At 72.0% G+C, this 22,931-nt stretch carries 22 protein-coding genes and 1 tRNA gene; 5 read left to right on the forward strand and 18 right to left on the reverse strand.

Translation table 11 applies throughout. The features are described from left to right. Window positions 1-45: 45 nt before the first annotated feature. The 9 genes from yajC to ACFY8W_RS31520 form a co-directional block, all read right to left on the reverse strand. The gene (gene yajC / locus ACFY8W_RS31480; protein ID WP_391112600.1) at window positions 46-504 is read right to left on the reverse strand and encodes a preprotein translocase subunit YajC; all 459 of its coding nucleotides are present in this window, start codon (window positions 502-504) and stop codon (window positions 46-48) included. 174 nt (window positions 505-678) lie between these two features. Further along, window positions 679-1,785, reverse strand: coding sequence for a Holliday junction branch migration DNA helicase RuvB (gene ruvB / locus ACFY8W_RS31485; RefSeq protein ID WP_391112603.1), 1,107 nt, complete (start codon window positions 1,783-1,785; stop codon window positions 679-681). 88 nt (window positions 1,786-1,873) lie between these two features. Beyond that, window positions 1,874-2,506 (reverse strand): Holliday junction branch migration protein RuvA, encoded by a 633-nt coding sequence (gene ruvA / locus ACFY8W_RS31490; protein WP_391112605.1) that lies wholly within the window; start codon window positions 2,504-2,506, stop codon window positions 1,874-1,876. Next, entirely contained in the window at window positions 2,503-3,060 is a 558-nt protein-coding gene (gene ruvC / locus ACFY8W_RS31495) for a crossover junction endodeoxyribonuclease RuvC (protein WP_391112608.1), read from the reverse strand. The genes ruvA and ruvC overlap by 4 nt, the downstream gene beginning before the upstream one ends. Window positions 3,061-3,173: 113 nt before the next feature. Beyond that, entirely contained in the window at window positions 3,174-3,926 is a 753-nt protein-coding gene (locus ACFY8W_RS31500; RefSeq protein ID WP_391112611.1) for a YebC/PmpR family DNA-binding transcriptional regulator, read from the reverse strand. 63 nt (window positions 3,927-3,989) lie between these two features. Continuing rightward, window positions 3,990-4,580, reverse strand: a complete 591-nt coding sequence (gene pdxT, locus ACFY8W_RS31505; RefSeq protein ID WP_391112614.1) for a pyridoxal 5'-phosphate synthase glutaminase subunit PdxT — start codon at window positions 4,578-4,580, stop codon at window positions 3,990-3,992. 6 nt (window positions 4,581-4,586) lie between these two features. Next, window positions 4,587-5,501: a pyridoxal 5'-phosphate synthase lyase subunit PdxS gene (gene pdxS / locus ACFY8W_RS31510; RefSeq protein ID WP_391112616.1), complete on the reverse strand. Its 915-nt coding sequence runs from the start codon at window positions 5,499-5,501 to the stop codon at window positions 4,587-4,589. Between the two features lie 124 nt (window positions 5,502-5,625). Further along, complete coding sequence (locus tag ACFY8W_RS31515; protein ID WP_391112619.1) at window positions 5,626-6,168, reverse strand: hypothetical protein; 543 nt, start codon at window positions 6,166-6,168, stop codon at window positions 5,626-5,628. Window positions 6,169-6,179: 11 nt separating this feature from the next. After that, window positions 6,180-6,815 carry an MBL fold metallo-hydrolase gene (locus ACFY8W_RS31520; protein WP_391112621.1) on the reverse strand — a complete coding sequence of 212 codons (636 nt, stop codon included), beginning with the start codon at window positions 6,813-6,815 and terminating at the stop codon, window positions 6,180-6,182. A 152-nt stretch (window positions 6,816-6,967) separates the two neighbouring features. On the opposite strand from ACFY8W_RS31520, the gene ACFY8W_RS31525 reads away from it, so the two are divergent. Continuing rightward, on the forward strand, window positions 6,968-8,683 hold the full coding sequence (locus ACFY8W_RS31525; protein WP_391112624.1) for a ricin-type beta-trefoil lectin domain protein: 1,716 nt from the start codon (window positions 6,968-6,970) through the stop codon (window positions 8,681-8,683). A 136-nt stretch (window positions 8,684-8,819) separates the two neighbouring features. On the opposite strand, the gene ACFY8W_RS31530 is transcribed toward ACFY8W_RS31525, so the two are convergent. Genes ACFY8W_RS31530 through pgsA form a run of 3 tightly spaced genes read right to left on the reverse strand, consistent with a single transcriptional unit; the run spans window position 8,820 to window position 11,559 of the window. After that, a complete protein-coding gene (locus tag ACFY8W_RS31530) occupies window positions 8,820-9,977 on the reverse strand; it encodes a glycosyltransferase (protein WP_391112626.1) in 1,158 nt (385 codons plus the stop codon). Next, window positions 9,974-10,903, reverse strand: a complete 930-nt coding sequence (locus ACFY8W_RS31535; protein WP_391112629.1) for a phosphatidylinositol mannoside acyltransferase — start codon at window positions 10,901-10,903, stop codon at window positions 9,974-9,976. The genes ACFY8W_RS31530 and ACFY8W_RS31535 overlap by 4 nt, the downstream gene beginning before the upstream one ends. Beyond that, entirely contained in the window at window positions 10,900-11,559 is a 660-nt protein-coding gene (pgsA, locus tag ACFY8W_RS31540) for a phosphatidylinositol phosphate synthase (protein ID WP_391112632.1), read from the reverse strand. Before pgsA ends, ACFY8W_RS31535 begins: the two co-directional genes overlap by 4 nt. A gap of 427 nt (window positions 11,560-11,986) precedes the next feature. Between pgsA and ACFY8W_RS31545 the strand changes: the two genes are divergently transcribed. Continuing rightward, window positions 11,987-14,194, forward strand: coding sequence for an elongation factor G-like protein EF-G2 (locus ACFY8W_RS31545; protein ID WP_391112635.1), 2,208 nt, complete (start codon window positions 11,987-11,989; stop codon window positions 14,192-14,194). Window positions 14,195-14,387: 193 nt separating this feature from the next. Beyond that, on the forward strand, window positions 14,388-16,046 hold the full coding sequence (locus ACFY8W_RS31550; RefSeq protein WP_391112638.1) for a hypothetical protein: 1,659 nt from the start codon (window positions 14,388-14,390) through the stop codon (window positions 16,044-16,046). A gap of 40 nt (window positions 16,047-16,086) precedes the next feature. On the opposite strand, the gene ACFY8W_RS31555 is transcribed toward ACFY8W_RS31550, so the two are convergent. Then, window positions 16,087-16,650, reverse strand: a complete 564-nt coding sequence (locus ACFY8W_RS31555) for an HIT domain-containing protein (protein ID WP_391112641.1) — start codon at window positions 16,648-16,650, stop codon at window positions 16,087-16,089. A gap of 65 nt (window positions 16,651-16,715) precedes the next feature. On the opposite strand from ACFY8W_RS31555, the gene ACFY8W_RS31560 reads away from it, so the two are divergent. Further along, window positions 16,716-17,402 carry an ion channel gene (locus ACFY8W_RS31560; protein ID WP_391112645.1) on the forward strand — a complete coding sequence of 229 codons (687 nt, stop codon included), beginning with the start codon at window positions 16,716-16,718 and terminating at the stop codon, window positions 17,400-17,402. Between the two features lie 28 nt (window positions 17,403-17,430). On the opposite strand, the gene thrS is transcribed toward ACFY8W_RS31560, so the two are convergent. The 3 genes from thrS to ACFY8W_RS31575 all read right to left on the reverse strand — a co-directional run bounded on the left by thrS (window position 17,431) and on the right by ACFY8W_RS31575 (window position 21,432). Continuing rightward, complete coding sequence (gene thrS / locus ACFY8W_RS31565) at window positions 17,431-19,407, reverse strand: threonine--tRNA ligase (RefSeq protein WP_391112648.1); 1,977 nt, start codon at window positions 19,405-19,407, stop codon at window positions 17,431-17,433. A 112-nt stretch (window positions 19,408-19,519) separates the two neighbouring features. Next, window positions 19,520-20,857 carry a hypothetical protein gene (locus ACFY8W_RS31570; RefSeq protein ID WP_391112651.1) on the reverse strand — a complete coding sequence of 446 codons (1,338 nt, stop codon included), beginning with the start codon at window positions 20,855-20,857 and terminating at the stop codon, window positions 19,520-19,522. Beyond that, window positions 20,857-21,432: a DUF4365 domain-containing protein gene (locus ACFY8W_RS31575; RefSeq protein WP_391112654.1), complete on the reverse strand. Its 576-nt coding sequence runs from the start codon at window positions 21,430-21,432 to the stop codon at window positions 20,857-20,859. The genes ACFY8W_RS31570 and ACFY8W_RS31575 overlap by 1 nt, the downstream gene beginning before the upstream one ends. A gap of 120 nt (window positions 21,433-21,552) precedes the next feature. Between ACFY8W_RS31575 and ACFY8W_RS31580 the strand changes: the two genes are divergently transcribed. Continuing rightward, complete coding sequence (locus ACFY8W_RS31580; RefSeq protein ID WP_391112657.1) at window positions 21,553-22,281, forward strand: exonuclease domain-containing protein; 729 nt, start codon at window positions 21,553-21,555, stop codon at window positions 22,279-22,281. 55 nt (window positions 22,282-22,336) lie between these two features. Here ACFY8W_RS31580 and ACFY8W_RS31585 read toward each other — a convergent pair. After that, window positions 22,337-22,408: transfer RNA gene (locus ACFY8W_RS31585), tRNA-Val, on the reverse strand. A gap of 40 nt (window positions 22,409-22,448) precedes the next feature. Continuing rightward, window positions 22,449-22,907, reverse strand: coding sequence for an SRPBCC family protein (locus tag ACFY8W_RS31590; protein WP_391112660.1), 459 nt, complete (start codon window positions 22,905-22,907; stop codon window positions 22,449-22,451). Between the last annotated feature and the right edge of the window lie 24 nt (window positions 22,908-22,931).

Here is a 22,931-nt window from a genome sequence, read left to right on the forward strand (position 1 = left end):
GGGGCGGCGGACGCCTGTGGGCGTCCGCGCCCGCCCCGGGGGCGATTACTTCGCCTCGGTCTCCCCGTCGGCCTTGCCGTCCTTCTCGACCTCGGAGTCCGCCGCGGGAGCGGCGTCCTTCTTGGTCAGGTCGGCCTTGGCCGCCCCCTCCTGGCCCTCGGCGGCGTCCTCGGTGAGCGAGGAGGCGTCGTCCGGAACGACGGTGTCGGTGTCGGTGTCGTCGTCGCCGTGGACGATGCGGTTGTACTCGGAGTCTTCGAGCACCGCACCGATCGCGTTCTTGGCGTAGACGGCGTGCACGCCGGGCGCGACCTCGAGGAGGACGGTCTCGTCGCCGATCTCCTTGACGGTGGCGTACATCCCCCCGATGGTGCGTACGCCGGTGCCGGGCTGCATCTGGTTGCGCATCTCCACCGCCTGCGCCTGCTTCTTCTTGGCAGAGCGGGTCATCAGGAACATGGCCCCGATGAGGACGATGAAGGGGAGGAGGGTCACGAGGTTCACGGGACGGGTTTCCTTCGCACGGTCGCGGAGAAACCGCGGCCTGATCTTCGGGGGTGGGTACGCCGACCAGAAAGGGCGGCATCGGCGGAGTCTAGGCGAGTCCGCATCGATGGAACAACGCCCAGCATCGCACCGTGGTTCCTGACCGGGCGACTATCCGCGCCGTCACCGTCGTCACATCCCGAACAGCCCCGCTTGTCCCTTTCCCCCGCCGGTCCGTCCGCCGCCGCCAGCCGCGCCCGGGCCCGCTGCCTGCGGCGGAACCAGTCCGAGGTGGGTCCAGGCGGCCGGGGTGGCGACCCGGCCGCGGGGTGTGCGGGCGAGCAGTCCCTCCCGTACGAGGAAGGGCTCGGCGACCTCCTCGACGGTCTCGCGCTCCTCCCCCACGGCCACCGCGAGGGTGGACAGGCCGACCGGTCCGCCGCCGAAGAGCTTGAGCAGCGCCTCGAGCACGGCACGGTCGAGCCGGTCGAGACCGCGGCTGTCGACCTCGTACACGCCGAGGGCGGCGGCGGCGACCTCGCGGGTGATCACTCCGTCGGCCTTCACCTGGGCGTAGTCGCGGACGCGGCGGAGCAGCCGGTTGGCGATGCGGGGCGTGCCGCGGGACCGGCCGGCGATCTCGGCGGCGCCGTCGGTGTCGATCTCGACGTCGAGGAGTCCGGCGGAGCGGCGGACCACACGCTCCAGCTCGTGCGGCTCGTAGAACTCCATGTGCGCGGTGAAGCCGAAGCGGTCGCGCAGCGGCGGCGGCAGCAGTCCGGCCCGGGTGGTGGCGCCGACCAGGGTGAACGGGGGCAGCTCCAGGGGGATGGCGGTGGCGCCGGGGCCCTTGCCGACGATGACGTCGACGCGGAAATCCTCCATCGCCATGTAGAGCATCTCCTCGGCGGGCCGGGACATCCGGTGGATCTCGTCGAGGAAGAGGATCTCGCCCTCCTGGAGGGAGGACAGGATGGCGGCGAGGTCACCGGCGTGCTGGATGGCGGGCCCGCTGGTGATCCTGATCGGGGCGTTCATCTCGGCCGCGATGATCATCGAGAGGGTGGTCTTGCCGAGGCCGGGAGCGCCGGAGAGCAGTACGTGGTCGGCGGTGGCGCCGCGCTGGCGGGCGGCCTTGAGGACCAGGTCGAGCTGCTGGCGGACCTTCTCCTGGCCGATGAACTCGCCGAGGTCCTTGGGGCGCAGCGCGGCCTCGACGGCCTGGTCGTCGCCCTCGGCGGCGGCGCCGACCAGCCGTTCGGCGGCGGCGCCGGTGTCCGTCTCGTCGTCCCAGTTCACGTGCTCTGCCTTCGCGGTGTGGTCGGTGCGGTCTGTGGTGCGCGGCGGGCGCCGCGGGGCGGGGAGCCGCCCCGCGCAGCGGCCCTGGTCAGCGGGCCCTGTTCAGGGTCTGCAGGGCCGCCCTCAGGAGCTGCGGGACGGGGGCCGAGCCGGTTTCCGCGATGGCGGCCTCGGCCTGCGGGGCGACGGCCGCGACCGCGTCCTCGGCCTCGCGGCCGGCATAGCCGAGGCCGATCAGCGCGGCGGACAGCTGCTCGGTCCAGGGCGCGGGTCCGGCGGCGACCGCCCGCTGCTGTCCGACGAGCCCGCTGCTGCCGAGCGGGGCGCCGAGCTTGTCCTTCAGCTCGAGGAGGAGTTTCTGTGCGCCCTTCTTGCCGATGCCGGGCACGGCGGTGAGCGCCTTCTCGTCGCCGGTGGACACCGCAAGGCGCAGCGCGTCCGGCGAGTGGACGCCGAGCATCGCCTGGGCCAGCCTCGGCCCGACGCCGCTCGCGGTCTGCAGCAGCTCGAAGACCTGGCGCTCGTCGTCGTCCGCGAAGCCGTACAGGGTCAGCGAGTCCTCGCGGACGACCAGGGAGGTGGCCAGGCGGGCGTGCTCGCCGAGGCGCAGGCCGGCGATGGTGTTCGGGGTGCACTGGACGGCCATGCCCACACCGCCGACCTCGACGACGGCGGTCGTGGGGGCGAGGGCGGCCACCGGGCCGCTGACGAAGGCGATCATGACGTGCGGCCTTTCGAGGCGTGCAGGGCGACGGCCTGCTGGAGGCGGTTCTGGGCGACGGCCTGCTGGAGGCGGTTCTGGGCGGGGGCGCGCCAGATGTGGCAGATGGCGAGCGCGAGCGCGTCGGCGGCGTCGGCGGGCTTGGGCGGGGCGGAGAGCCGGAGCAGCCGGGTGACCATGGTCCCGACCTGGGCCTTGTCGGCGCGTCCGCTGCCGGTGACGGCGGCCTTGACCTCACTCGGGGTGTGCAGGGCGACGGGAATACCGCGCCGGGCGGCGCACAGCATGGCGACGGCGCTCGCCTGGGCGGTGCCCATCACCGTGCGCACGTTGTGCTGGCTGAACACTCGCTCCACGGCGACGAGTTCGGGCTGGAAGCGGTCGATCCACTCCTCGATGCCGCGCTCGATGCCGACCAGCCGGAGGCCGATGTCGGCGTCCGCGGGCGTGCGCACCACGCCGACGCCGAGCATGGTCAGCGGCCGTCCGGCGACTCCCTCGACGACGCCGACGCCGCACCGGGTGAGTCCCGGGTCCACCCCGAGTACGCGCACGGCCGCCCCTCCCTGATCGCAAGTCTGTTTGTGCAGGCTATCGGCTGCCACTGACAACGCAGCGGGCCGGCGGGGTGTGTCCCCGCCGGCCCGCTGCCGAGAAGCCCGCGCGATCAGGCGTCGACCTTCTCCATGACCTCGTCGCTGACGTCGAAGTTGGCGAAGACGTTCTGCACGTCGTCGCTGTCCTCGAGCGCGTCGATCAGCTTGAACATCTTGCGCGCGCCCTCCTCGTCGAGCTCGACCTGCATGGTCGGGACGAAGCTGGACTCGGCCGAGTCGTAGTCGACGCCGGCCTCCTGGAGCGCGGTGCGGACCGCGACCAGGTCGGTGGCCTCGCTGATGACCTCGAAGCTCTCACCGAGGTCGTTGACCTCCTCGGCGCCGGCCTCGAGCACGACCTCCAGGACGTCGTCCTCGGTCAGCTCGCCCTTGGGCAGCACGACGACGCCCTTGCGGTTGAACAGGTACGAGACCGAGCCCGGGTCGGCCATGGAGCCGCCGTTGCGGGTCATGGCGACGCGCACGTCGGAGGCGGCGCGGTTGCGGTTGTCGGTGAGGCACTCGATGAGCACCGCGACACCGTTCGGGCCGTAGCCCTCGTACATGATCGTCGCGTAGTCGACGCCGCCGGCCTCGAGGCCGCCGCCGCGCTTGACGGCCGAGTCGATGTTCTTGTTCGGAACGGACGACTTCTTGGCCTTCTGGATGGCGTCGTAGAGGGTGGGGTTACCGTCCGGGTCGGCACCGCCGGTGCGGGCCGCGACCTCGATGTTCTTGATCAGCTTCGCGAAGAGCTTGCCGCGCTTGGCGTCGATCACGGCCTTCTTGTGCTTCGTCGTAGCCCATTTAGAGTGGCCGGACATCTGCCTGTCTCCTTCGCGTAACCAACTTCTTGAACGAACCCCAGAGATCCTACAAGGATCGGGTCACCTCTCGGCGCGCACCATGTCGACGAACAGCTCGTGGATCCGGTGGTCGCCGGTCAGCTCGGGGTGGAACGAGGTGGCGAGGGCCTTGCCCTGCCGGACGGCCACGATGTGGCCGTCGTGCTCGGCGAGCACCTCGACCTGGGCGCCGACGGACTCCACCCAGGGGGCACGGATGAAGACGCCCTCGACGGGGGTGTCTATCCCGGCGACGGTGACGCCCGCCTCGAAGGATTCGTTCTGCCGCCCGAAGGCGTTGCGGCGCACGATCATGTCGATGCCGCCGAAGGTCTCCTGGCCCGAGCGCGGGTCGAGGATCTTGTCGGCGAGCATGATCAGTCCGGCGCAGGTGCCGTACACGGGCATGCCGCCGGCGATCCGCTCGCGCAGCGGCTCCATCAGCCCGAACAGCGCGGCCAGCTTGGAGATGGTGGTGGACTCGCCGCCCGGGATGACGAGGCCGTCGAGCTCGGCGAGCTCCTCGGGGCGCCTGACGGGCCTGGCCACGGCGTCAGCCGCGGCCAGGGCGATCAGGTGCTCCCGTACGTCGCCCTGGAGTGCCAGGACACCAATCACGGGAGTGGTGCTCATCGGTGCTTACCAGCCCCGGTTCGCGTAGCGCTCGGCCTCGGGCAGGGTGTCGCAGTTGATGCCGACCATGGCCTCGCCCAGGTTGCGGGAGGCGTCCGCGATGATCTTCGGGTCGTCGTAGAAGGTGGTGGCCTTCACGATGGCGGCGGCGCGCTTGGCCGGGTCGCCCGACTTGAAGATGCCGGAGCCGACGAAGACGCCCTCGGCACCGAGCTGGCGCATCAGCGCGGCGTCGGCCGGGGTGGCGACGCCACCGGCGGAGAACAGCACGACCGGCAGCTTGCCGAGCTCGGCGACCTCCTTGACGAGCTCGTACGGGGCGCGCAGCTCCTTGGCGGCGGCGAACAGCTCGTTGTTGTCGAAGCCGCGCAGCTTGGCGATCTCGTTCTTGATCTGGCGCAGGTGGCGGACGGCCTCGACGACGTTGCCGGTGCCGGCCTCGCCCTTGGAGCGGATCATGGCCGCGCCCTCGGCGATGCGGCGCAGGGCCTCGCCCAGGTTCGTGGCGCCACAGACGAAGGGGGTGGTGAAGGCCCACTTGTCGGAGTGGTTGACCTCGTCGGCCGGGGTCAGGACCTCGGACTCGTCGATGTAGTCGACGCCGAGGGACTGCAGGACCTGGGCCTCGACGAAGTGGCCGATGCGGGACTTGGCCATGACCGGGATGGAGACGGCGTTGATGATGCCCTCGATCATGTCCGGGTCGGACATACGGGCCACGCCGCCGTCCTTGCGGATGTCCGCGGGGACCCGCTCCAGGGCCATGACGGCGACCGCGCCCGCGTCCTCGGCGATCTTCGCCTGCTCCGGGGTGACGACGTCCATGATCACGCCGCCCTTGAGCTGCTCGGCCATGCCGCGCTTCACGCGGGCGGTGCCGGTCTCGGGGGACTGCGGGGTGGTGGAAGGCGTGGTGGACACGGGTACCTCACATGTGACAACGGGGTTGACGACAAGAGCGAGGAAACAGGCCACGAGCGGTCCACATCAAGGGCCAATGCGCACCCGGTGGATCGTTTTCACAGGTTACGAAGGCCGATGGGCGTCAGGTAGGACGATCCGCAAGCGCGACAGGCGGTTCATCATCCATTTCGAAGGCCATCGGGAAGGGTGCGTGGCCGGCCAGCCGGAACCAGCGCACCTTCCGGTGCCGGCGCAGCGCCCTGGCGGCCCGCACCGCGTCGTTGTGGAACCGCCGGGCCATGGGCACCCGGCGCACCGCCGCCGCGAGCTCCCCGGCCGCCTCCTCGCCGCCGGGCGCCTCCCGTACCAGCTCCACCTGCTCCGGCTCGCCGAACACCGCGCGCAGCGCCTGGCTGAGCTCGCTCTCCGCGACCTCGCGGTGGTCCTCCTCGGCCTGGCGTGCGGCGTGCGCCGCCTCGTACAGCACGATCGACGCGGCGGGGTCGAGCACGCCGGAGGTGGCGAGCTCCTGGGCGACCGAGGCCCTGCGGAGCAGCTGCGCGTCGAGCGCGGCCCGCGCGGCGTCGATGCGCGTGTGCAGCCGGTCGAGCCGCCCGGCGGTCCAGCTCAGGTAGACGCCGACGAGGATCAGCGCGACGACGGTCCAGATGAGGGTTTCGGTCACGGGCGCACAGGCTACCCGGGCGGCGGCAGGGTCCCTTCCCAGACCTCGTGGCCGTGGGCGAACAGGACGCGGACGTGGCGCCCCGCCGCGAGCTCCCCGATCCGCCCGAGCCACGGGCGGTACGGAGTCCCGAACTCGCGGGCGAAGTCGTACGCCTGCCCCGCGAGCACCGTCAGCCGGTCGCCCTCGTCGAGCACCAGCGACTGGTGGCCCTCGGTGTGCCCGGGCGTCGGCAGCACCAGCACCCCCTTCGCGACCTCGTACTCCCCCTCGGCCTCCTCGTACCGGACGCCCGGCAGCAGGGAGTCGATGGTGTAGCCCCCGGCGAGGGCGGCGGCGAGCTCCTGGCGCTGCACCAGGACGGGGACGCCGGCGAACCGCTGGTTGCCGCCGATGTGGTCGAAGTGCAGATGGGAGTTGACCACGAGGTCGACGCCCCCCGCCTCCACCTCCAACGGCCTGCGCACCGGCCGGTAGTGCGCGTCGGTCTCGGGAGACCCGGTGCCCATGCCGGTGTCGAAGAGCAGGCACCCGCCGTCGTGGCGCACGCGGTACGCGAGTACGGGCTCCTCACGGTCGTGGGGACCGCCCCACTCCGCGGCGGGACGGACGAAGTATCCGAGATCGAGGCGCTCGACGGAGATCATCGTCCCAGGCTGCCACGGCCCGGCCGAGCACGGAACCCGCGCCTTCCTCCGCACCTGAGACTCCGGGCGACGCCGTGACCTGCCGGAAGAGCCGCGTGAAGACCTGGTGAAGGAGATGATCATGAGAGGCTTGGCACGGCTAGCCTGCCCGAATGAAACTCATGTTCGGACGAAGAAGCCGTGTCGCCCGGCTCGCCCTCGGTGCGGCCGTGGCCGCCTCCGTCCTGCTTCCCGCCCAGCCCGCGCAGGCCGCCTCGGGCCTCGACCCGTTCACCGCGAACTTCAAGCTCACCCGCGTGGACGGCGACAAGACGGCCCTCATCGACTCCGCCGAGGCCTCCGGAGTCACCAGGGCGTCCGTCACCGACGTCCTGGGCGCCCGTACCGGACGCCCGGGGCTGTGTCACGCCACCGGTCTGAACGGCGCCCTCAAGCCCGACGGGTTCTGCTGGGACGACAATGACGACCGGTCGAACTACGCCGACGCCGCGGGCGGCTGGATGCCGCAGGGCTTCGCCGGTTCGCATGCCGCCACCGCCGACGGGCTGTACGCGGGCCGGTCCCTCACGGCCACCTCCTGGTACCACGGCACGTACGTCAAGGACCGCACTCCGCCCACCGTCGAGGACTACGCGCGGGTCACCATCGCCGAGTCGGCCGGCGGCCAGGTCGGGTACGGCCACATCGCGCTCGTGGAGCCCATCGCCGGCAACTTCAAGCAGCTCGCGTACCCCTCGCACGCGGACGGCGTCGCCTGGTACGGCAACCGGCTGTTCGTCGCCAACGGCGCGGAGCTCCAGGTCTTCGACCTGACGCGGATGTGGCGCATGACCGACACCACGAGCGCCCTCACCGGCATCTCGGCGGGCAAGACCTCCGCCCGCTACCACCTCTGGGCGATGCCGCTCGTCGCCCGCTACAGCACCGTCAGCAGCGCCGCGGTCGACGCCCTCTCCACGGCCTACGTCAACAACAGCCCCCGCGCCTGCGGGCCGTCGGTCAACAACGAGCTGTGCCTGAGCAGCCTGAGCATCGACCGCTCGGGAGCGACCCCCGCCCTGGTCTCGGTGGAGAACAGGAGCCAGGGCGGCGCCCGCATCGTCCGCTGGCCGCTGTCGACCCTCGGCACCGGCCTGCCCGCCACGGTCGCCTCGGAGACCACGGGCTACACCTCTCCCGTGTGGGGCATCCAGGGCACCGCCACGGACGGCACCACCTACTACATGAGCGGCACCTGCCCGACGTACTGGCCGGGCGGCACCGAGCTCTACTCCTGCATCCACGTGGCCAAGCCCGGCGAGGCGCCGCACGTCCTCACCCAGGCGCCGCAGCTGACCCAGGGCCTGTCCTGGGACCCCCACGCCAAGCGGCTCTGGGGCGCCAACGAGGCCCTGGTGGATTCCACCGGGCCGCGCAGGGTCGTGTTCGACATCGAGCCCGACGCCGGCAAGCCCGTCGACGGCTGGAGCTGGCTCACCAACTTCCACGTGGTGGGCTCCGTCTGCGCGACGCCCCAGGGCAACGGCACCGCCAACGGCACGCCGATCACCGTGTGGACCTGCACGGGATCGGACGTGCAGCGGTGGAAGTACGAGAACGGCCTGATCGTCCACAAGGCGAGCGGCAAGTGCATCACCCCGGAGGGGAACGGCGCCAACACCAACGGCGCACTGCTCACCCTCTGGACGTGCAATCCGGCCAGTGACGTCCAGCGGTTCTCACCGTCGGCCGACGGCAGCGCCGTGAACGCCTACGGCAAGGCCATCACGCCGAAGGGCAACTCCCTGAACAACGGCGTGTGGCTGACCCTGTGGACCCAGGGCAGCCCCACCCCCGACGCCCAGGACTGGGTGGTGAAGGGCTTCTAGGCCGCTTCTTTTCGGATCAGGGCCGGACGACTCGGCCCGGTCCCGCACCCGGTCCCCGGACGCGGACGAAGGGGCCGGCCCTCCCAGGGCCGGCCCCTTCGTCCTCACCCCTTCCGGCAGGGGGAAGCCCCGGGCCCTACAGGCCCAGCCTCGCCCGCAGGCCGCCGCTCGCGCGCTCGTCCGTGGCGACCGAGGCCGCGCCGTCCGTCACCGTCTCGTAGACGGCCAGGATGTCCGCGCCGACGGTCGACCAGTCGAAGCGGCGGACGTGCGCCGAGCCGCGCTCGCTGAGCTCCGCGCGGCGGGCCTCGTCACCGAGGAGCGCGATCGCCCGGACGGCCAGGTCGTCCGCGTCCTCGTTGGCGAACAGCTCGCCCGCCCCGCCCTGGTCCAGTACCTGGGCGAAGGCGTCCAGGTCCGAGGCGAGGACCGGCGCGCCCGCCGACAGCGCCTCGACGAGGATGATGCCGAAGCTCTCCCCGCCCGTGTTGGGCGCCACGTACACGTCGACGCTCCGCAGCAGCCGTGCCTTGTCCTCGTCGCTGACCATGCCGAGGAACTCGACCCTGGAACGCATCTCGCGCGGCAGCGAGGCGACGGCCTCCTCCTCGTCGCCGCGCCCGGCGACGAGCAGCCGGGTGTCCGGCCGCTCGGCGAGGATCTTCGGCAGGGCCCGCATGAGGACCGGCAGGCCCTTGCGCGGCTCGTCGATCCGCCCGATGAAGCCGAGGGTGCCTCCGGACCACTCCTTCTTGGGCTCCGCCCGGGCGAAGAAGTCGACGTCGACGCCGTTCGGGATGACGACCGCGTCGCCGCCGAGGTGCTCGACCAGCGTCCGCCGCGCGTACTCGCTGACCGCGATGCGCGCGCTGATCTTCTCCAGCGCCGGCTGGAGGATCGGATACGCGGCGATCATCGCCCGCGAGCGCGGGTTGGAGGTGTGGAAGGTGGCCACGAGCGGCCCGGTCGCCGCCCAGCAGGTGAGCAGGCCGAGCGACGGCGACGTCGGCTCGTGGATGTGGACCACGTCGAAGGTGCCCTCGTGCAGCCAGCGACGCACCCGCGCCGCCGACAGGAAGCCGAAGTTGAGCCGCGCCACGGAGCCGTTGTACGGCACGGGCACGGCGCGCCCCGCCGACACCACGTACGGCGGCAGCGGCGTCTCGTCGTCGGCGGGCGCGAGGACGGAGACCTCGTGGCCCAGCCTGATCAGGTGCTCCGCGAGATCGCGGATGTGGAACTGGACGCCGCCCGGCACGTCCCAGGAGTACGGGCAGACGATGCCGATCCTCAAGTGCGCTGCTCCCCTTCGCGCTGCTCCTCCACGCGCTCCTCCAGGTCGGCGAGCCACAGCCGCTGCAGCATGTGCCAGTCCTCCGGGTGCTCGGCGATGCCCCCGGCGAAGACGTCGGCGAGGGCCTGTGTCATGGAGGACGTCTTCTCAGCCCGGGTACCTGACTCGGGTACGTCCAGAGGTGCGTGCACCTGGCCCCGCATGACGTCGGTGTCGTCGTACCAGAGCGTCACCGGCAGCAGCAGCGCGCCCGTCTGCTGCGCGAGCATCGCGGGCCCCGCGGGCATCCGCGCCTTCTCGCCGAAGAACGAGACCTCGACGCCGGAGGCGGACAGGTCCCGGTCGGCGACCAGGCAGACCAGGCCGCCGGCCCGCAGCCGCCGCGCCAGCGTGCCGAACGCGGCGCCACCGGTGTGCGGCAGCACCTCCATGCCGAGGGACTCGCGGTAGGCGACGAACCGGTCGTACAGCGACTCGGGCTTGAGCCGCTCGGCGACGGTCGTGAACGGAACGCCCAGCGCGCGGGTCACCCACACGCCGGCGAGGTCCCAGTTGCCCATGTGCGGCAGCGCGAGGATGACGCCCCGGTCGGAGGCGAGGGCGTCCGTCAGGTGGTGGACGTCCTTCGGGTCGAAGCTGCCGGCGGCCCGCTCCTTGCTCCAGGTGGGCAGCCGGAAGGACTCCATCCAGTAGCGCATGTACGAGCGCATGCCGGCCTTCGACAGCTCAGCCAGCCGCTCGGGCGTGGCGTCGGGCACGACCCTGGCGAGGTTGGACTCCAGGCGCAGCACGCTCTTGCCGCGCCGCTTCCACGCCACGTCGGCGATCCGCCGGCCGAGGCCCCTCGCCACCGGCTCGGGCAGCTTCTTCACCGTGGCCCAGCCGAGCCCGTACAGGCCGTCGGTCACGCTGTCCCTGACGCTCACGATGTCGCCTCGCTCCCCCGTGCGGAGGCGTCGGCCTCCGCGGCCTCCCTGCGTACGGTCACGACCCGCTGCCCGAGGGTCACCGCCGAACCGACCGCCACGATCCACAGCGCGATGGGCAGCAGCACCTGGATGCCGGGCACGCCGAACGCGTGGAGCCCGGCGAGGCCGGCCGCGACCAGCGAGATCACCAGCCGTTCCGCGCGCTCGACCAGGCCGTTGACGGCGACCGGCAGGCCAATCGATTCGCCGCGCGCCTTCGTGTAGGAGACCACCTGGCCGCTGGCGAGGCAGAAGATCGCGACCGCGCAGAGCACGTTGTCGTTGCCCCCGCCCGCGTACCAGAGCGCGAAGCCGCCGAAGATGGCCCCGTCGGCGACCCGGTCGAGCGTCGAGTCGAGGAAGGCGCCCCAGCGGCTGGAGAGGCCGGCCTGCCGGGCCATGTTGCCGTCGACGAGGTCCGAGAAGACGAACAGCGTGATGACGATCGTGCCCCAGAAGAACTCGCCGCGGGGGAAGAAGACCAGGGCGCCGGCCACGACCCCGGCGGTGCCGATGAGCGTGACGGTGTCGGGGCTGACGCCCCGACGGAGCAGAAACGCGGCGAACGGTGTGAGGACACGCGTGAAAAACGCACGCGCGTACTTGTTCAGCATGGCCTTGAGGCCTTCCCGAGGTTCGTGGGCCGCGCGGCCCCTACGACCACCGGCTCACCCATCGTAGCCACGCGGGCCCCCGCGGGAGCGGCGGCACCCGCCTGTGGCGTCGGCGACCCCTGGAGGACGGGCACGGCGTGCCCCCTCAGCCGTCCACACGCCCCGCCGCGTGCCCCGCCCCGCCCTCCACGCCCTCCGCGCGCGTGCCTCCTCCCGCCGTCCACACGCTCCGCGCGCGTACCCCTCCCTGCCGTCCCCACGCTCCGCGCGCGTACCCCTCCCTGCCGTCCACACGCCCCGCGCGCGTACGACGTATGGACGCACCATGACGTCGGTGCAAAGCTCGAAGGACAACCGCGGGCGAGTCCCCCGCGCCCGCCCCCCACCTCACCGCCGAGCAGTACGCAGCAGTCGGGAGGAAGAAATCATGGGCGACAAGGCGAACCCCCACTCCGGAGCCGCCGGCAGGGCTCCAACGGCCGACCGGCCCTCGGCCGTACGGAACGTGGTGCTGGTCGGCCACAGCGGATCGGGAAAGACGACCCTCGTCGAGGCCCTGGCGCAGACCGCCGGAGCGGTCAACCGGGCCGGACGGGTCGAGGACGGCGCGACGGTCTCCGACTACGACGAGATCGAGCACCGCCAGCAGCGTTCCGTACAGCTCTCGCTCGTCCCGGTCGAATGGGGCGGCTACAAGATCAACATCTTGGACACACCCGGATACGCCGACTTCGTCGGGGAGCTGAGGGCCGGTCTGCGCGCGGCGGACGCGGCCCTCTTCGTCGTCTCGGCGGCGCAGGAGGCCGACGCGGTGGTCGGCTCGACCCGCGCCGTGTGGGAGGAGTGCGCCGCCGTCGGCATGCCCCGGGCGATCGTCGTCACCCACCTCGACACGGCACGCACCGACTTCACCCGGCTGACCGAGCTCCTCGGCTCCCTCTTCGGCGGCGACGATCCCGACGCCGTGCTCCCGCTGTACCTGCCCGTGCGCGGCGCCGAGGGCGCCGACGGCCACGCGCCCGCCACGGGTCTGGTGGGGCTGCTCACGGAGCGGATCTTCGACTACTCCACCGGCACGCGCCGGGAGGATCCGCCCGACGAGACCCAGCGGCCGCTGATCGCGGAGGCCAGGGCCCGGCTGATCGAGGGGATCATCGCCGAGAGCGAGGACGAGACCCTCATGGACCGCTACCTCGGCGGCGAGGACATCGACCTCAAGACCCTGATCGACGACCTCGAGAAGGCGGTCGCGCGCGGCACGTTCCACCCCGTGCTCGCCGCGGCGCCGGCGACCGACGGCGGGAAGCAGGGCCTCGGCACGGTCGAGCTGCTCGAACTGGTCACCGGCGGCTTCCCCAGCCCGCTCGAGCGCGAGGCGCCGGCCGTGACCACACCGGAGGGCCGGCCACGCCCGGCGGTGACCTGCGACCCGGACGGTCCGCTGGTCGCCGAGGTCGTGAAGACCTCCTCCGACCCGTACGTCGGCCGGATCTCGCTGGTACGGGTCTTCTCCGGCACCCTGCGGCCCGACGAGACCGTGCACGTCTCCGGCCACGGGCTGGCCGACCGGGGCCACGAGGACCACGACGTCGACGAGCGGGTCGGCGCGCTGACCTCCCCGTTCGGCAAACAGCAGCGCACCCTCGCGCACTGCGTCGCGGGCGACCTGGCCTGCGTCGGCAAGCTGGCGCGTGCCGAGACCGGCGACACGCTCTCCGCGAAGGACGAGCCGCTCCTGATGGAGCCGTGGACGATGCCGGAGCCGCTGCTGCCGCTCGCGATCGAGGCGCACAGCAAGGCCGACGAGGACCGGCTCTCGCAGGGCCTCGCCCGCCTGGTCGCCGAGGATCCGACGATGCGGCTCGAACAGAACCAGGACACCCACCAGGTCGTCCTGTGGTGTCTCGGCGAGGCGCACGCGGACGTTGCCCTGGAGCGGCTGCGCGGGCGGTACGGCGTGCAGGTCGACACGGTGCCGCACAAGGTGTCGCTGCGCGAGACCTTCGGCGGCCCCTCGGCCGGGCGCGGCCGGCACGTGAAGCAGTCGGGCGGGCACGGCCAGTACGCGATCTGCGAGATCGACGTGGAGCCGCTGCCGCCGGGCAGCGGCATCGAGTTCGTCGACAAGGTGGTCGGCGGCGCCGTGCCGCGCCAGTTCATCCCGTCCGTCGAGAAGGGCGTACGGGCGCAGGCGGCCCGTGGCGTGGCCGCCGGCTATCCGCTGGTCGACATCCGGGTCACCCTGCGGGACGGCAAGGCGCACTCGGTGGACTCCTCCGACGCGGCCTTCCAGACGGCCGGCGCGCTGGCCCTGCGGGAGGCGGCGGCCGACGCGGCGATCCACCTCCTGGAGCCGGTCGCGGAGGTGGCCGTGCTGGTGCCGGACGAGTACGTGGGCGCGGTGATGAGCGACCTGTCGGGGCGGCGCGGCCGCGTGGTCGGCACCGAGCAGGCGGGCTCGGGCCGGACCGTGGTGCGCGCGGAGGTGCCTGAGATCGAGATCGGGCGGTACGCGGTCGACCTGCGTTCCGTCTCGCACGGCACGGGCAGCTTCGACCGCTCGTACGCCCGGCACGAGGCGATGCCGCCGCACATGGCGGACAAGGTCCGCCAACAGGCGGAGAAGGGCGCGTAGCTGACACGGTGACAGCCGGTGCCGTCCGCCCGACTCCCCTCCGGCGGGCGGCATTCGGCCGACCCCCCGCGCATTCGGCCGACCCCGCACGCTCCGGTGACGCATGCGTCGCCACCCGGTTACGCTGTGGTGCCCAGCTCAGAAGGTGTGCGGGGCGCGGCAGTTGGGAACAGCCCGCACAGGAACCGTGGTGATGGGGGCGGCAGTGACGATCGGCAGTTTCGGACCCGGGGCGCAGGTTCCCCTTCAGGGATCGGACGCACAGACGGCGGCGACCCATGCGCTCGCCTCCGCCGCGTACCGCGACAGCCCGGTCGAGGTGATCCTCGACGCCAACAGCGAGTGGCACAAGTCGACCGTCAAGGAAGGGAAGTGGAAGAAGCTCTTCCGTCCCGACCTCGGCGAGGCCTTCTCCCGCGCCGTCCAGGTCCGCATGCTCGGCGGCGCCCGCAAGCCCCTCATCCAGTCCTTCGGCGCGGACCCCCAGCCGGTGGTCGAGCACTGCCTGGCCGCCACCGGCATCCGCAAGCAGCGCGACATCAAGCTGACCCTGGTCACTTTCCTCTTCGGCGTGCTGTTCCTGCCCGGCCTGCTGATCTGGCTCGGCGTGATCCAGCTGCGCCGGATCGCCGCGGGCTCCGAGAACAAGCGCACCAGCGCCGTCGGCACCGCACTGCTCGTCGCGGCCGGCTTCCTCGCCCTGCTCGTGCTCCTCAAGCTGCCCTTCGACGGGCTGCTGCCGAACTACCTGCGCGCCATGATCGTGGCGCCCGTCGTCGGCTGGTTCCTGGCCCGCCGGATCTGCGAGAAGACCGCGCAGGACCTGCGCGAGCGCTGGACCGCGCTGCTCAGCGGCGGCGGCCTCGGCGCCGCCGTCCCCGAGGCGGTGCCGAAGGACCCGACGGAGAAGACCGCCGAGGAGCTCCGCCTCAACCTGGAGAAGCTGGGCGCCGAGCAGCAGTCCAACGTCGTCTTCTACGCGGGCCCCAAGGGAATACTGGGCATGGGCACCCGCTGGGGCAGCTGGACCCTCGCCGAGGAGCTCGTGCCCCGCGACGGCAAGGAGATCCACGACTTCCGCGCCTGGGACGTCGTCCGCCAGATCCACACCGAGCTGACGCTCCTGGAACGCGGCTCGCTGAAGACCGGCTTCCCCAAGCCGACCGTGAAGCACTGGATCGTCTCGCCGGTCGGCGAGGGCGCCGACGAGGTCGCCCGCCCCGAGGGTGAGAACGTCGTGCACTTCCAGGTGAAGCCGCACGAGATACAGCGCATCTGCAACGACCAGCAGTTCGGCAGCGGGAACCGGCACTACCTGGGGGTCCAGTTCACGCTCTGGGACGGTCAGCTGGTCCTCACCATGATGGTGACGGTCACCTCGCTCCACCACACCCTGCGCGTCGAGGTCACCGGCCACGCCCTCGGCCCGGTGCACGGCCTGTTCACCACGAAGCCGAAGGCGAAGACGAAGGAGGTCTCCAAGACCGTCAGGTTCTGGGAGACCCGGGAGATCAAGCTGCCGCTGACCGACACGGACGACGTCGTGCGCCAGGCGGTCCGCGCGCCGCTCACCTGGTTCCCGCCGGTGCTCGACTTCCTCGGCGGCAAGCTGGTCCTGCCGGAGCCCTTCGGCCTGCGGCACGCCTGGGCCGGCCAGCCCTGGCGGCACCGCTTCATGGCGGACGACGCGATCCGTACGGCGACCCCGGTGCTGCGGGCGGTGCACGCCGCGACCATCAGGGTGCTCGACGATCACGGCGTGGACACCGAGCGCTTCAGCGCCCGCTCGCTGATCCTGAGCGGCGGCATCCAGGACCCCGGCCCGAAGAAGGCCGACCTCTACGACGCGTGAGGCGTCGTCCGCGGAGAGGGCCCCGCGGAGCGGACGCGGATCAGATGCCGGCCGGCCAGGCGTCGGCCAGCATCTTCCGGGTGTCGGCGAGCAGCTGCGGCAGCACCTTGGTGTGGCCGACCACCGGCATGAAGTTGGTGTCGCCGCCCCAGCGCGGAACGACGTGCTGGTGCAGGTGCGCGGCGATCCCGGCGCCCGCGACCGTGCCCTGGTTCATGCCGATGTTGAAGCCGTGCGCGCCCGAGGCGGCGCGCAGCGCGACCATGGCCCGCTTGGTGAACTCGCCGAGCTCGGCCGTCTCGGCCGCGTCGAGGTCGGTGTAGTCGGCGACGTGCCGGTACGGGACCACCATCAGATGGCCGCCGTTGTACGGGTAGAGGTTCAGCACCGCGTACACGCTCGCGCCGCGCGCTATCACCAGACCGTCCTCGTCCGACTTCGACGGGATCGTGCAGAACGGACAGCCGTCCTCGGCACCCGGCCCGGTCGGCTTGTTCTCGCCCTGGATGTACGCCATCCGGTGAGGCGTCCACAGGCGCTGGAACGCGTCCTGCGTTCCCACTCCGATCTGCTGCTCCGGCTCAGTCGTCATGCTGTGCAGCATATTGCTTCGCCCGTTCGGAACGTGTCGCCGGGGCGGAGGATCCATGCAGGGGCCATGCTGATCGGATGAGAGTCAGGCCACCGATCCCGCCCGCGCAGGAGCGCTGGGACCGCTGGATGGAGACCCCGCTGACGGTGACGGCCCTGGTCTTTCTCGCCGCCTACGCGGTGCGGATCCTCGGTCACCATCTGCCCTCGGGCGTGCGCGACCTGTGTCTCGCGCTGACCTTCGCCTCGTGGGCCGTGTTCCTGGTGGACTACGTCGTACGGCTCCGGCTGAGCGGCCTCGGCCTGCTCCGCTTCGTCCGCCACCACTTCCTCGACACGGTGGTGCTGATCCTGCCGCTGCTGCGCCCGCTGCGGATCGTGAGCGTCTACGACCGGATGCAGCGCCGCCACGACCAGCCCCGGCTCACGCTCCACGCCCGGGTCATGGCGTACGCGGGAATGACGGCCGGCCTGCTCGGCTTCGCGGGCGCGCTGACCGTCTACGAGGTCGAGTACGACGCCCCGGGCTCCGCGATCCGGACCTTCGGGGACGCGGTGTGGTGGGCGTGCGCGACCCTGGCGACGGTCGGCTACGGGGACGTGGTCCCGGTGACGCCGCTCGGGCGTCTCACGGCGGTGGGCATGATGGGCTGCGGCCTTGCCCTGCTCGGCGCCGTGACGGGTTCCTTCTCGTCCTGGCTGATCCAGGCGTTCACCCGGGACGACGAGAAGAGGCCCCCGGGGGATTTCCCGGGGGCCTCCTGAGTCCGTCAGGTCGGCGTACGGCGGGCCGTCAGACCTGGACGCGGTCCTCGACGATCTTGGCGATCTTGGCGATGGCCTCGTCGACGGGGACGCCGTTCTCCTGCGAGCCGTCGCGGTAGCGGAAGGAGACGGCACCGTTGGCCATGTCCTCGTCGCCCGCGATGATCATGAACGGGACCTTCTGCTTCTGCGCGTTGCGGATCTTCTTCTGCATCCGGTCCGAGGAGGCGTCGACCTCCACGCGCAGCCCCTGCTTCTTCGCCTTGGCGGCGAACTCCTGCAGGTAGTCGACGTGCGCGTCGCCGATCGGGATGCCGGTCGCCTGCACCGGGGCCAGCCAGGCCGGGAACGCGCCCGCGTAGTGCTCCAGGAGCACCGCGAAGAAGCGCTCGATCGAGCCGAAGAGCGCGCGGTGGATCATGACCGGTCGCTGCTTGGTGCCGTCGGGGGCGGTGTACTCCAGGTCGAAGCGCTCCGGCAGGTTGAAGTCGAGCTGCACGGTCGACATCTGCCAGGTGCGGCCGATGGCGTCGCGCGCCTGCACGGAGATCTTCGGGCCGTAGAACGCGGCGCCGCCCGGGTCGGGGGTGAGCGGGAGGCCCTGCTTCTCGGCGACCTGCTGGAGGACCGCGGTGGCCTCCTCCCACACCTCGTCGGAGCCGACGTACTTCTCCGGGTCCTTGGTGGACAGCTCCAGGTAGAAGTCGGTCAGACCGTAGTCGCGCAGCAGGTTGAGGACGAAGGTGAGCGTCTTGTCGAGCTCGTCCGCCATCTGCTCGCGGGTGCAGTAGATGTGCGCGTCGTCCTGCGTGAAGCCGCGGGCCCGGGTGAGGCCGTGCACGACGCCCGACTTCTCGTACCGGTACACGGTGCCGAACTCGAACAGGCGCAGCGGCAGCTCACGGTAGGAGCGCCCGCGCGCGTCGAAGATCAGGTTGTGCATCGGGCAGTTCATGGGCTTGAGGTAGTAGTCCACGCCCTCGTCGAGCTGCATGGGCGGGTACATGCCCTCGGCGTACCAGTCGAGGTGGCCGGACTTCTCGAAGAGCTTGCCCTTGGTCGCGTGCGGCGAGTAGACGAACTCGTAGCCCTCCTCCTCGTGCCGGCGGCGCGAGTAGTCCTCCATGACCCGGCGGATGATGCCGCCCTTGGGGTGGAAGACGGCGAGACCGGAGCCGATCTCGTCCGGGATGGAGAACAGGTCGAGCTCGTTGCCGAGCTTGCGGTGGTCGCGCTTCTCGGCCTCGGCGAGGAAGTCGAGGTGGGCCTTCAGCTCCTCCTTCGACGGCCACGCGGTGCCGTAGATGCGCTGGAGCATCGGGTTCTTCTCGCTGCCGCGCCAGTAGGCGGCGGCGTTGCGCATCAGCTTGAACGCCGGGATGTTCCGGGTGGTCGGCAGGTGCGGACCGCGGCAGAGGTCCTTCCAGCACAGGTCACCGGTCTTGGCGTCCAGGTTGTCGTAGATGGTCAGCTCGCCGCCGCCCACCTCGACGTTCGCGCCGTCGTCGGTCGACGCGGCGCCCTTGATGCCGATGAGCTCCAGCTTGTACGGCTCGTCGGCGAGCTCCTCGCGGGCGGCCTCGTCGGTCACCACACGACGGGAGAAGCGCTGACCGCGCTTCTGGATCTCCTGCATCTTCTTCTCGATGGCCTTGAGATCCTCGGGCGTGAACGGCTTCTCGACGTCGAAGTCGTAGTAGAAGCCGTCGCGGACCGGCGGGCCGATGCCCAGCTTGGCCTCGGGGAAGAGCTCCTGCACGGCCTGGGCCATCACGTGCGCGGTGGAGTGGCGCAGGATGTTCAGACCGTCCTCGGAGGAGATCTCCACGCCCTCGACGGCATCGCCCTCGGCGAGCTCGTACGACAGGTCCTTCAGCTCGCCCGCGACCCGGGCGGCGATGACGGTGCGGTCGTCGGCGAACAGGGCGCCGGCCGTGGTGCCCGCGCTCACCGTCCTCTCCTCTGAACCTGAGGCGGACCGGACGGTCACACGGACTTCAGACACGGGTGCTCCATACATAGGGGCGCGGGCAGACACGAGGTGCCGGCGCCAACGGTGCGCGGCAGAGACGAGGTGCCGCGCAGCCTTGATCCTACCCGGGGCGCCCCGCCGGCCCTCAGTCGTCGCCGGGCCCGCACGCCTCCTCGAAGAAGTCCGGGTCGCGGAGCGACTTCATCAGCCGGTCCCGTTCGGCGTCGTCCACCTGCACCGGTACGAGGCCGGTGGCGTCCGTCAGGCGGCGGAAGCCGCCGCGGCTCTCCAGGCGGCCGGTGACCCGGACGGGCAGGCCGACGAGGTGGGCGTGGCCGGCGGTGCGGTAGGCCTCCTCGTCGAGGGTGACCCGGACGTGGCCGACCTCGGCGCCGGCGAGGACGCGCAGGCGCACGGTGCCCTGGCCGCGCGGGCCGGAGCGGCGCATGCGGACCACGGCGCCGGTGATCCGTACCGGTACGGCCGGCTCGTCGCGCAGATAGCGGGCGCCGGCCTCGCGCAGCGCCGGCAGGTCGCCGGGCGAGAACTCGACGGGTTCGGGGCGGGCGGCGCAGCCCGCCGGCGTCCCGGCCGCCGGGGACCATGCGAGGGCGATGCTCGCGCCCTCGGTGCCGCGCACCAGCCCGACCAGGGCGTCGGTGAGCTCGCGGCTCACGCCGGCCTCGACGGCGGTGTCGAAGGCCTCCATGCCGCCCGTCGCGCGCCGGTAGTCGACGGCCTCCCGGGCGGCGTACAGCGCGTGGTAGAGCCGCACCGAGACGGCCCGGCCGGGGGTGACGGGCAGGAAGGCGGTCAGGCCGCGGCCGCCCGGCGCCGCGCCCATGACGACGGACTCCAGGGACGCCTGCGCCTGCCGCCGGTGCCGGGCCCCGTGGTAGCCGGCGCGGCCGCGGACGGCGAGGGCGCCGGCGAGCAGCACGCCGCGCGCGGCGGTCCTCAGCTGCTCCTGCACGCTCCAGGGCACCGGCCCGGCCGGGCCCGGCGGCACGTCGCGCCACCAGCGGATCTCGTCGCTGGGGACGGCGAGGCCGGTGAGTACCTCGCGGGCGGTGGGGTCGGCGCTGCGGGCGAGGGCGGTCAGCGCCTCGCCGATGAGGTCCTCGCAGTCGGGGAAGGCGCGGCTCTCCGGTACGAGGAGGCTGGTGCCGCGGCTGCCCGCCGCGGGTCCGGGGGGCGACCAGCGGCTGTAGCGGCCGACGGCGCCGCCGCGGCGGCGCCAGCCGTGCCGGGCGAGCAGCGCACCGAGGACCCGTGGGTCGACGCCGCCCGGGTCGGGTGACTCGGCGGCGTCGGCCCAGGGCCCGACGGGCGCGGCGGGGACGCCGGTCCAGTGGCCGGGCAGTTCGCCGGGGGCGGGGTGCGGCTGGGGCCGGAAGGCGGGCGGGCCGGAGTGGGCGGGCGGGAGGCCCCGGTCGGGGCCGTGACCGGCCCCGTCCTCGGGTTCGTCGGTCGGCCGGTGCATCAGGGTCTCCCTCCCACGCCGACCCGGGCCATGATCTCGCAGAGCGCCCGGTCGTCGAAGATCCGTGCCGTCGGGATGCGCACGGTGGTCCTGCGCCGTCCCGTGACCGGGTGCCCGGCCAGGTTGATCCAGTAGCAGCAGTGGCGCAGGTCGAGCCGGTCGTGCCCGGCGCGCAGCCAGTCCTCCCGGTCGCGCGGCACGAGCATCACGACCAGGATCTTGTGGACCGCGACGGGGGTGCGCGCGAGCTTCACCAGGTGCTCGTTGTCGAGCGTGAAGGCGAAGGACCCGGTCGTGTCCCCGGACGGTCGCGGCGGTAGCTGGTAGGTGCACTTCAGCTGCACCTTGATGGTCACCTCGTCGTCGACGGTGTGACCGGGAGCGCTGTGGCTCACGTGCCAGTCGATGCCGTTGTCCGGAAACGGCTGCGACAGCGAGCAGCCCGCCGCCGCCGCGACCGCGTGGAGGTACCCCACCTGAAGGGTCTCCATGCAGGCGGTGGTGGCGAGTGAGCCGCGCAGCGGTGCTGCCCGCTGGGGCGGCAGCCCATCCGACTCGGGCTGGGCGAGCGCCATGTCAATTCCCTTCCCCGTCACCTGTGTTGTGACCGGTCCGCGTACGGCGCAAACAGCCCGGGTATCAACGATTCGGGCAGGGGGATGGCCATCTGCCGCGCACGTGCGAGGAGTTCGGGGATGACGACGCACTGGTACGAAGGGCCCCTGGCGGCATTCGACACGGAGACCACGGGAGTGGACGTCGAGGCGGACCGGATCGTGTCCGCCGCCCTCGTCGTCCAGGACGCGGCGGGGATGCGGCCGCGGGTGACGCGCTGGCTGGTGAACCCGGGCGTGCCGGTGCCGCCCGGGGCCACCGCCGTACACGGCCTGACGGACGATCATCTGCAGCGCAACGGGCGGTGGCCGTCCCCCGTGATGGAGGAACTGGCCCGGGCGATAGCGGAACAGAGCGCGGCGGGACGCCCGTTGGTGGTGATGAACGCACCGTTCGACCTGACGATCCTGGACCGCGAGCTGCGCCGCCATCGCGCGTCCTCGCTGGCCCGCTACACGGAGCACGTGCCGCTGTGCGTCCTCGACCCGCGGGTCCTGGACAAGCACCTGGACCGCTACCGCAAGGGCCGGCGGACGCTCACGGACCTGTGCGAGCAGTACGGGGTGACCCTGGACGGCGCACACGACGCGGCGGCGGACGCGCAGGCGGCGATGGAGGTCGTCCGGGCGGTGGGGCGGCGGTTCACCGCCCGGCTCGAACGGCTGACGCCGGCGGAGCTGCACACCCTGCAGGCGGTGTGGCACGCGGCGCAGGCCCGCGGGCTGCAGGCCTGGTTCGCCCGGCAGGGCACCCCCGAGACGGTCGACCCGGCCTGGCCGCTGCGTCCGGAGCTGCGGACGGCGGCATGACCCCGCCGGAAACGGCTGAGGCCGGTCCGTCATCTGACGGACCGGCCTCTCCCGGTGGGCGATACTGGGATCGAACCAGTGACCCCTTCGGTGTGAACGAAGTGCTCTCCCGCTGAGCTAATCGCCCGGGCAACGCGTTGAACCATACAGGCCCGACGGGGCTTCGTTCAAACCGGCGGCGGCGAGGCCCGCAGGTGGGCGGCGAGTCCGCGGCGTCCGCCGCGCATCATCAGGGCGTGGTTGGCGCGGAACAGCGGCCGGCCTGGGATGCCGAGCACGCGCATCAGCGGGCTGCGGACCTCGACCTCCTGCTCGTACAGGGCACGGGTGCCGGCGCCCTGCGCGGTGAGGGTCCAGCGCGCCCAGCCGTCCAGGTCGCCGCTCATCCCGACCTCCAGGACGCCGGCGGCCGGGTCGCGGCGCAGGGCCTCGGCGGTGACCACGAGCTCGTACGGGAGGAGGGACCGGAAACGGGCGGTGCCGGTGCCGTCGTCGGCGGGGACGACCTCGCGGACCTGGGGCCACCAGCGCGGGTATTCCTCGCCCCGCTCCAGGACGGCGTAGACGGCGTCGGGCGGCGCGGCGAGCAGCCAGATGCTGCGGAAGCGGTAGCGGCACCAGTCCATGGGCCCAGTGTGGGCTACTCAGGC

This window comes from Streptomyces sp. NPDC012637 (assembly GCF_042954805.1).
Taxonomy (GTDB): domain Bacteria; phylum Actinomycetota; class Actinomycetes; order Streptomycetales; family Streptomycetaceae; genus Streptomyces.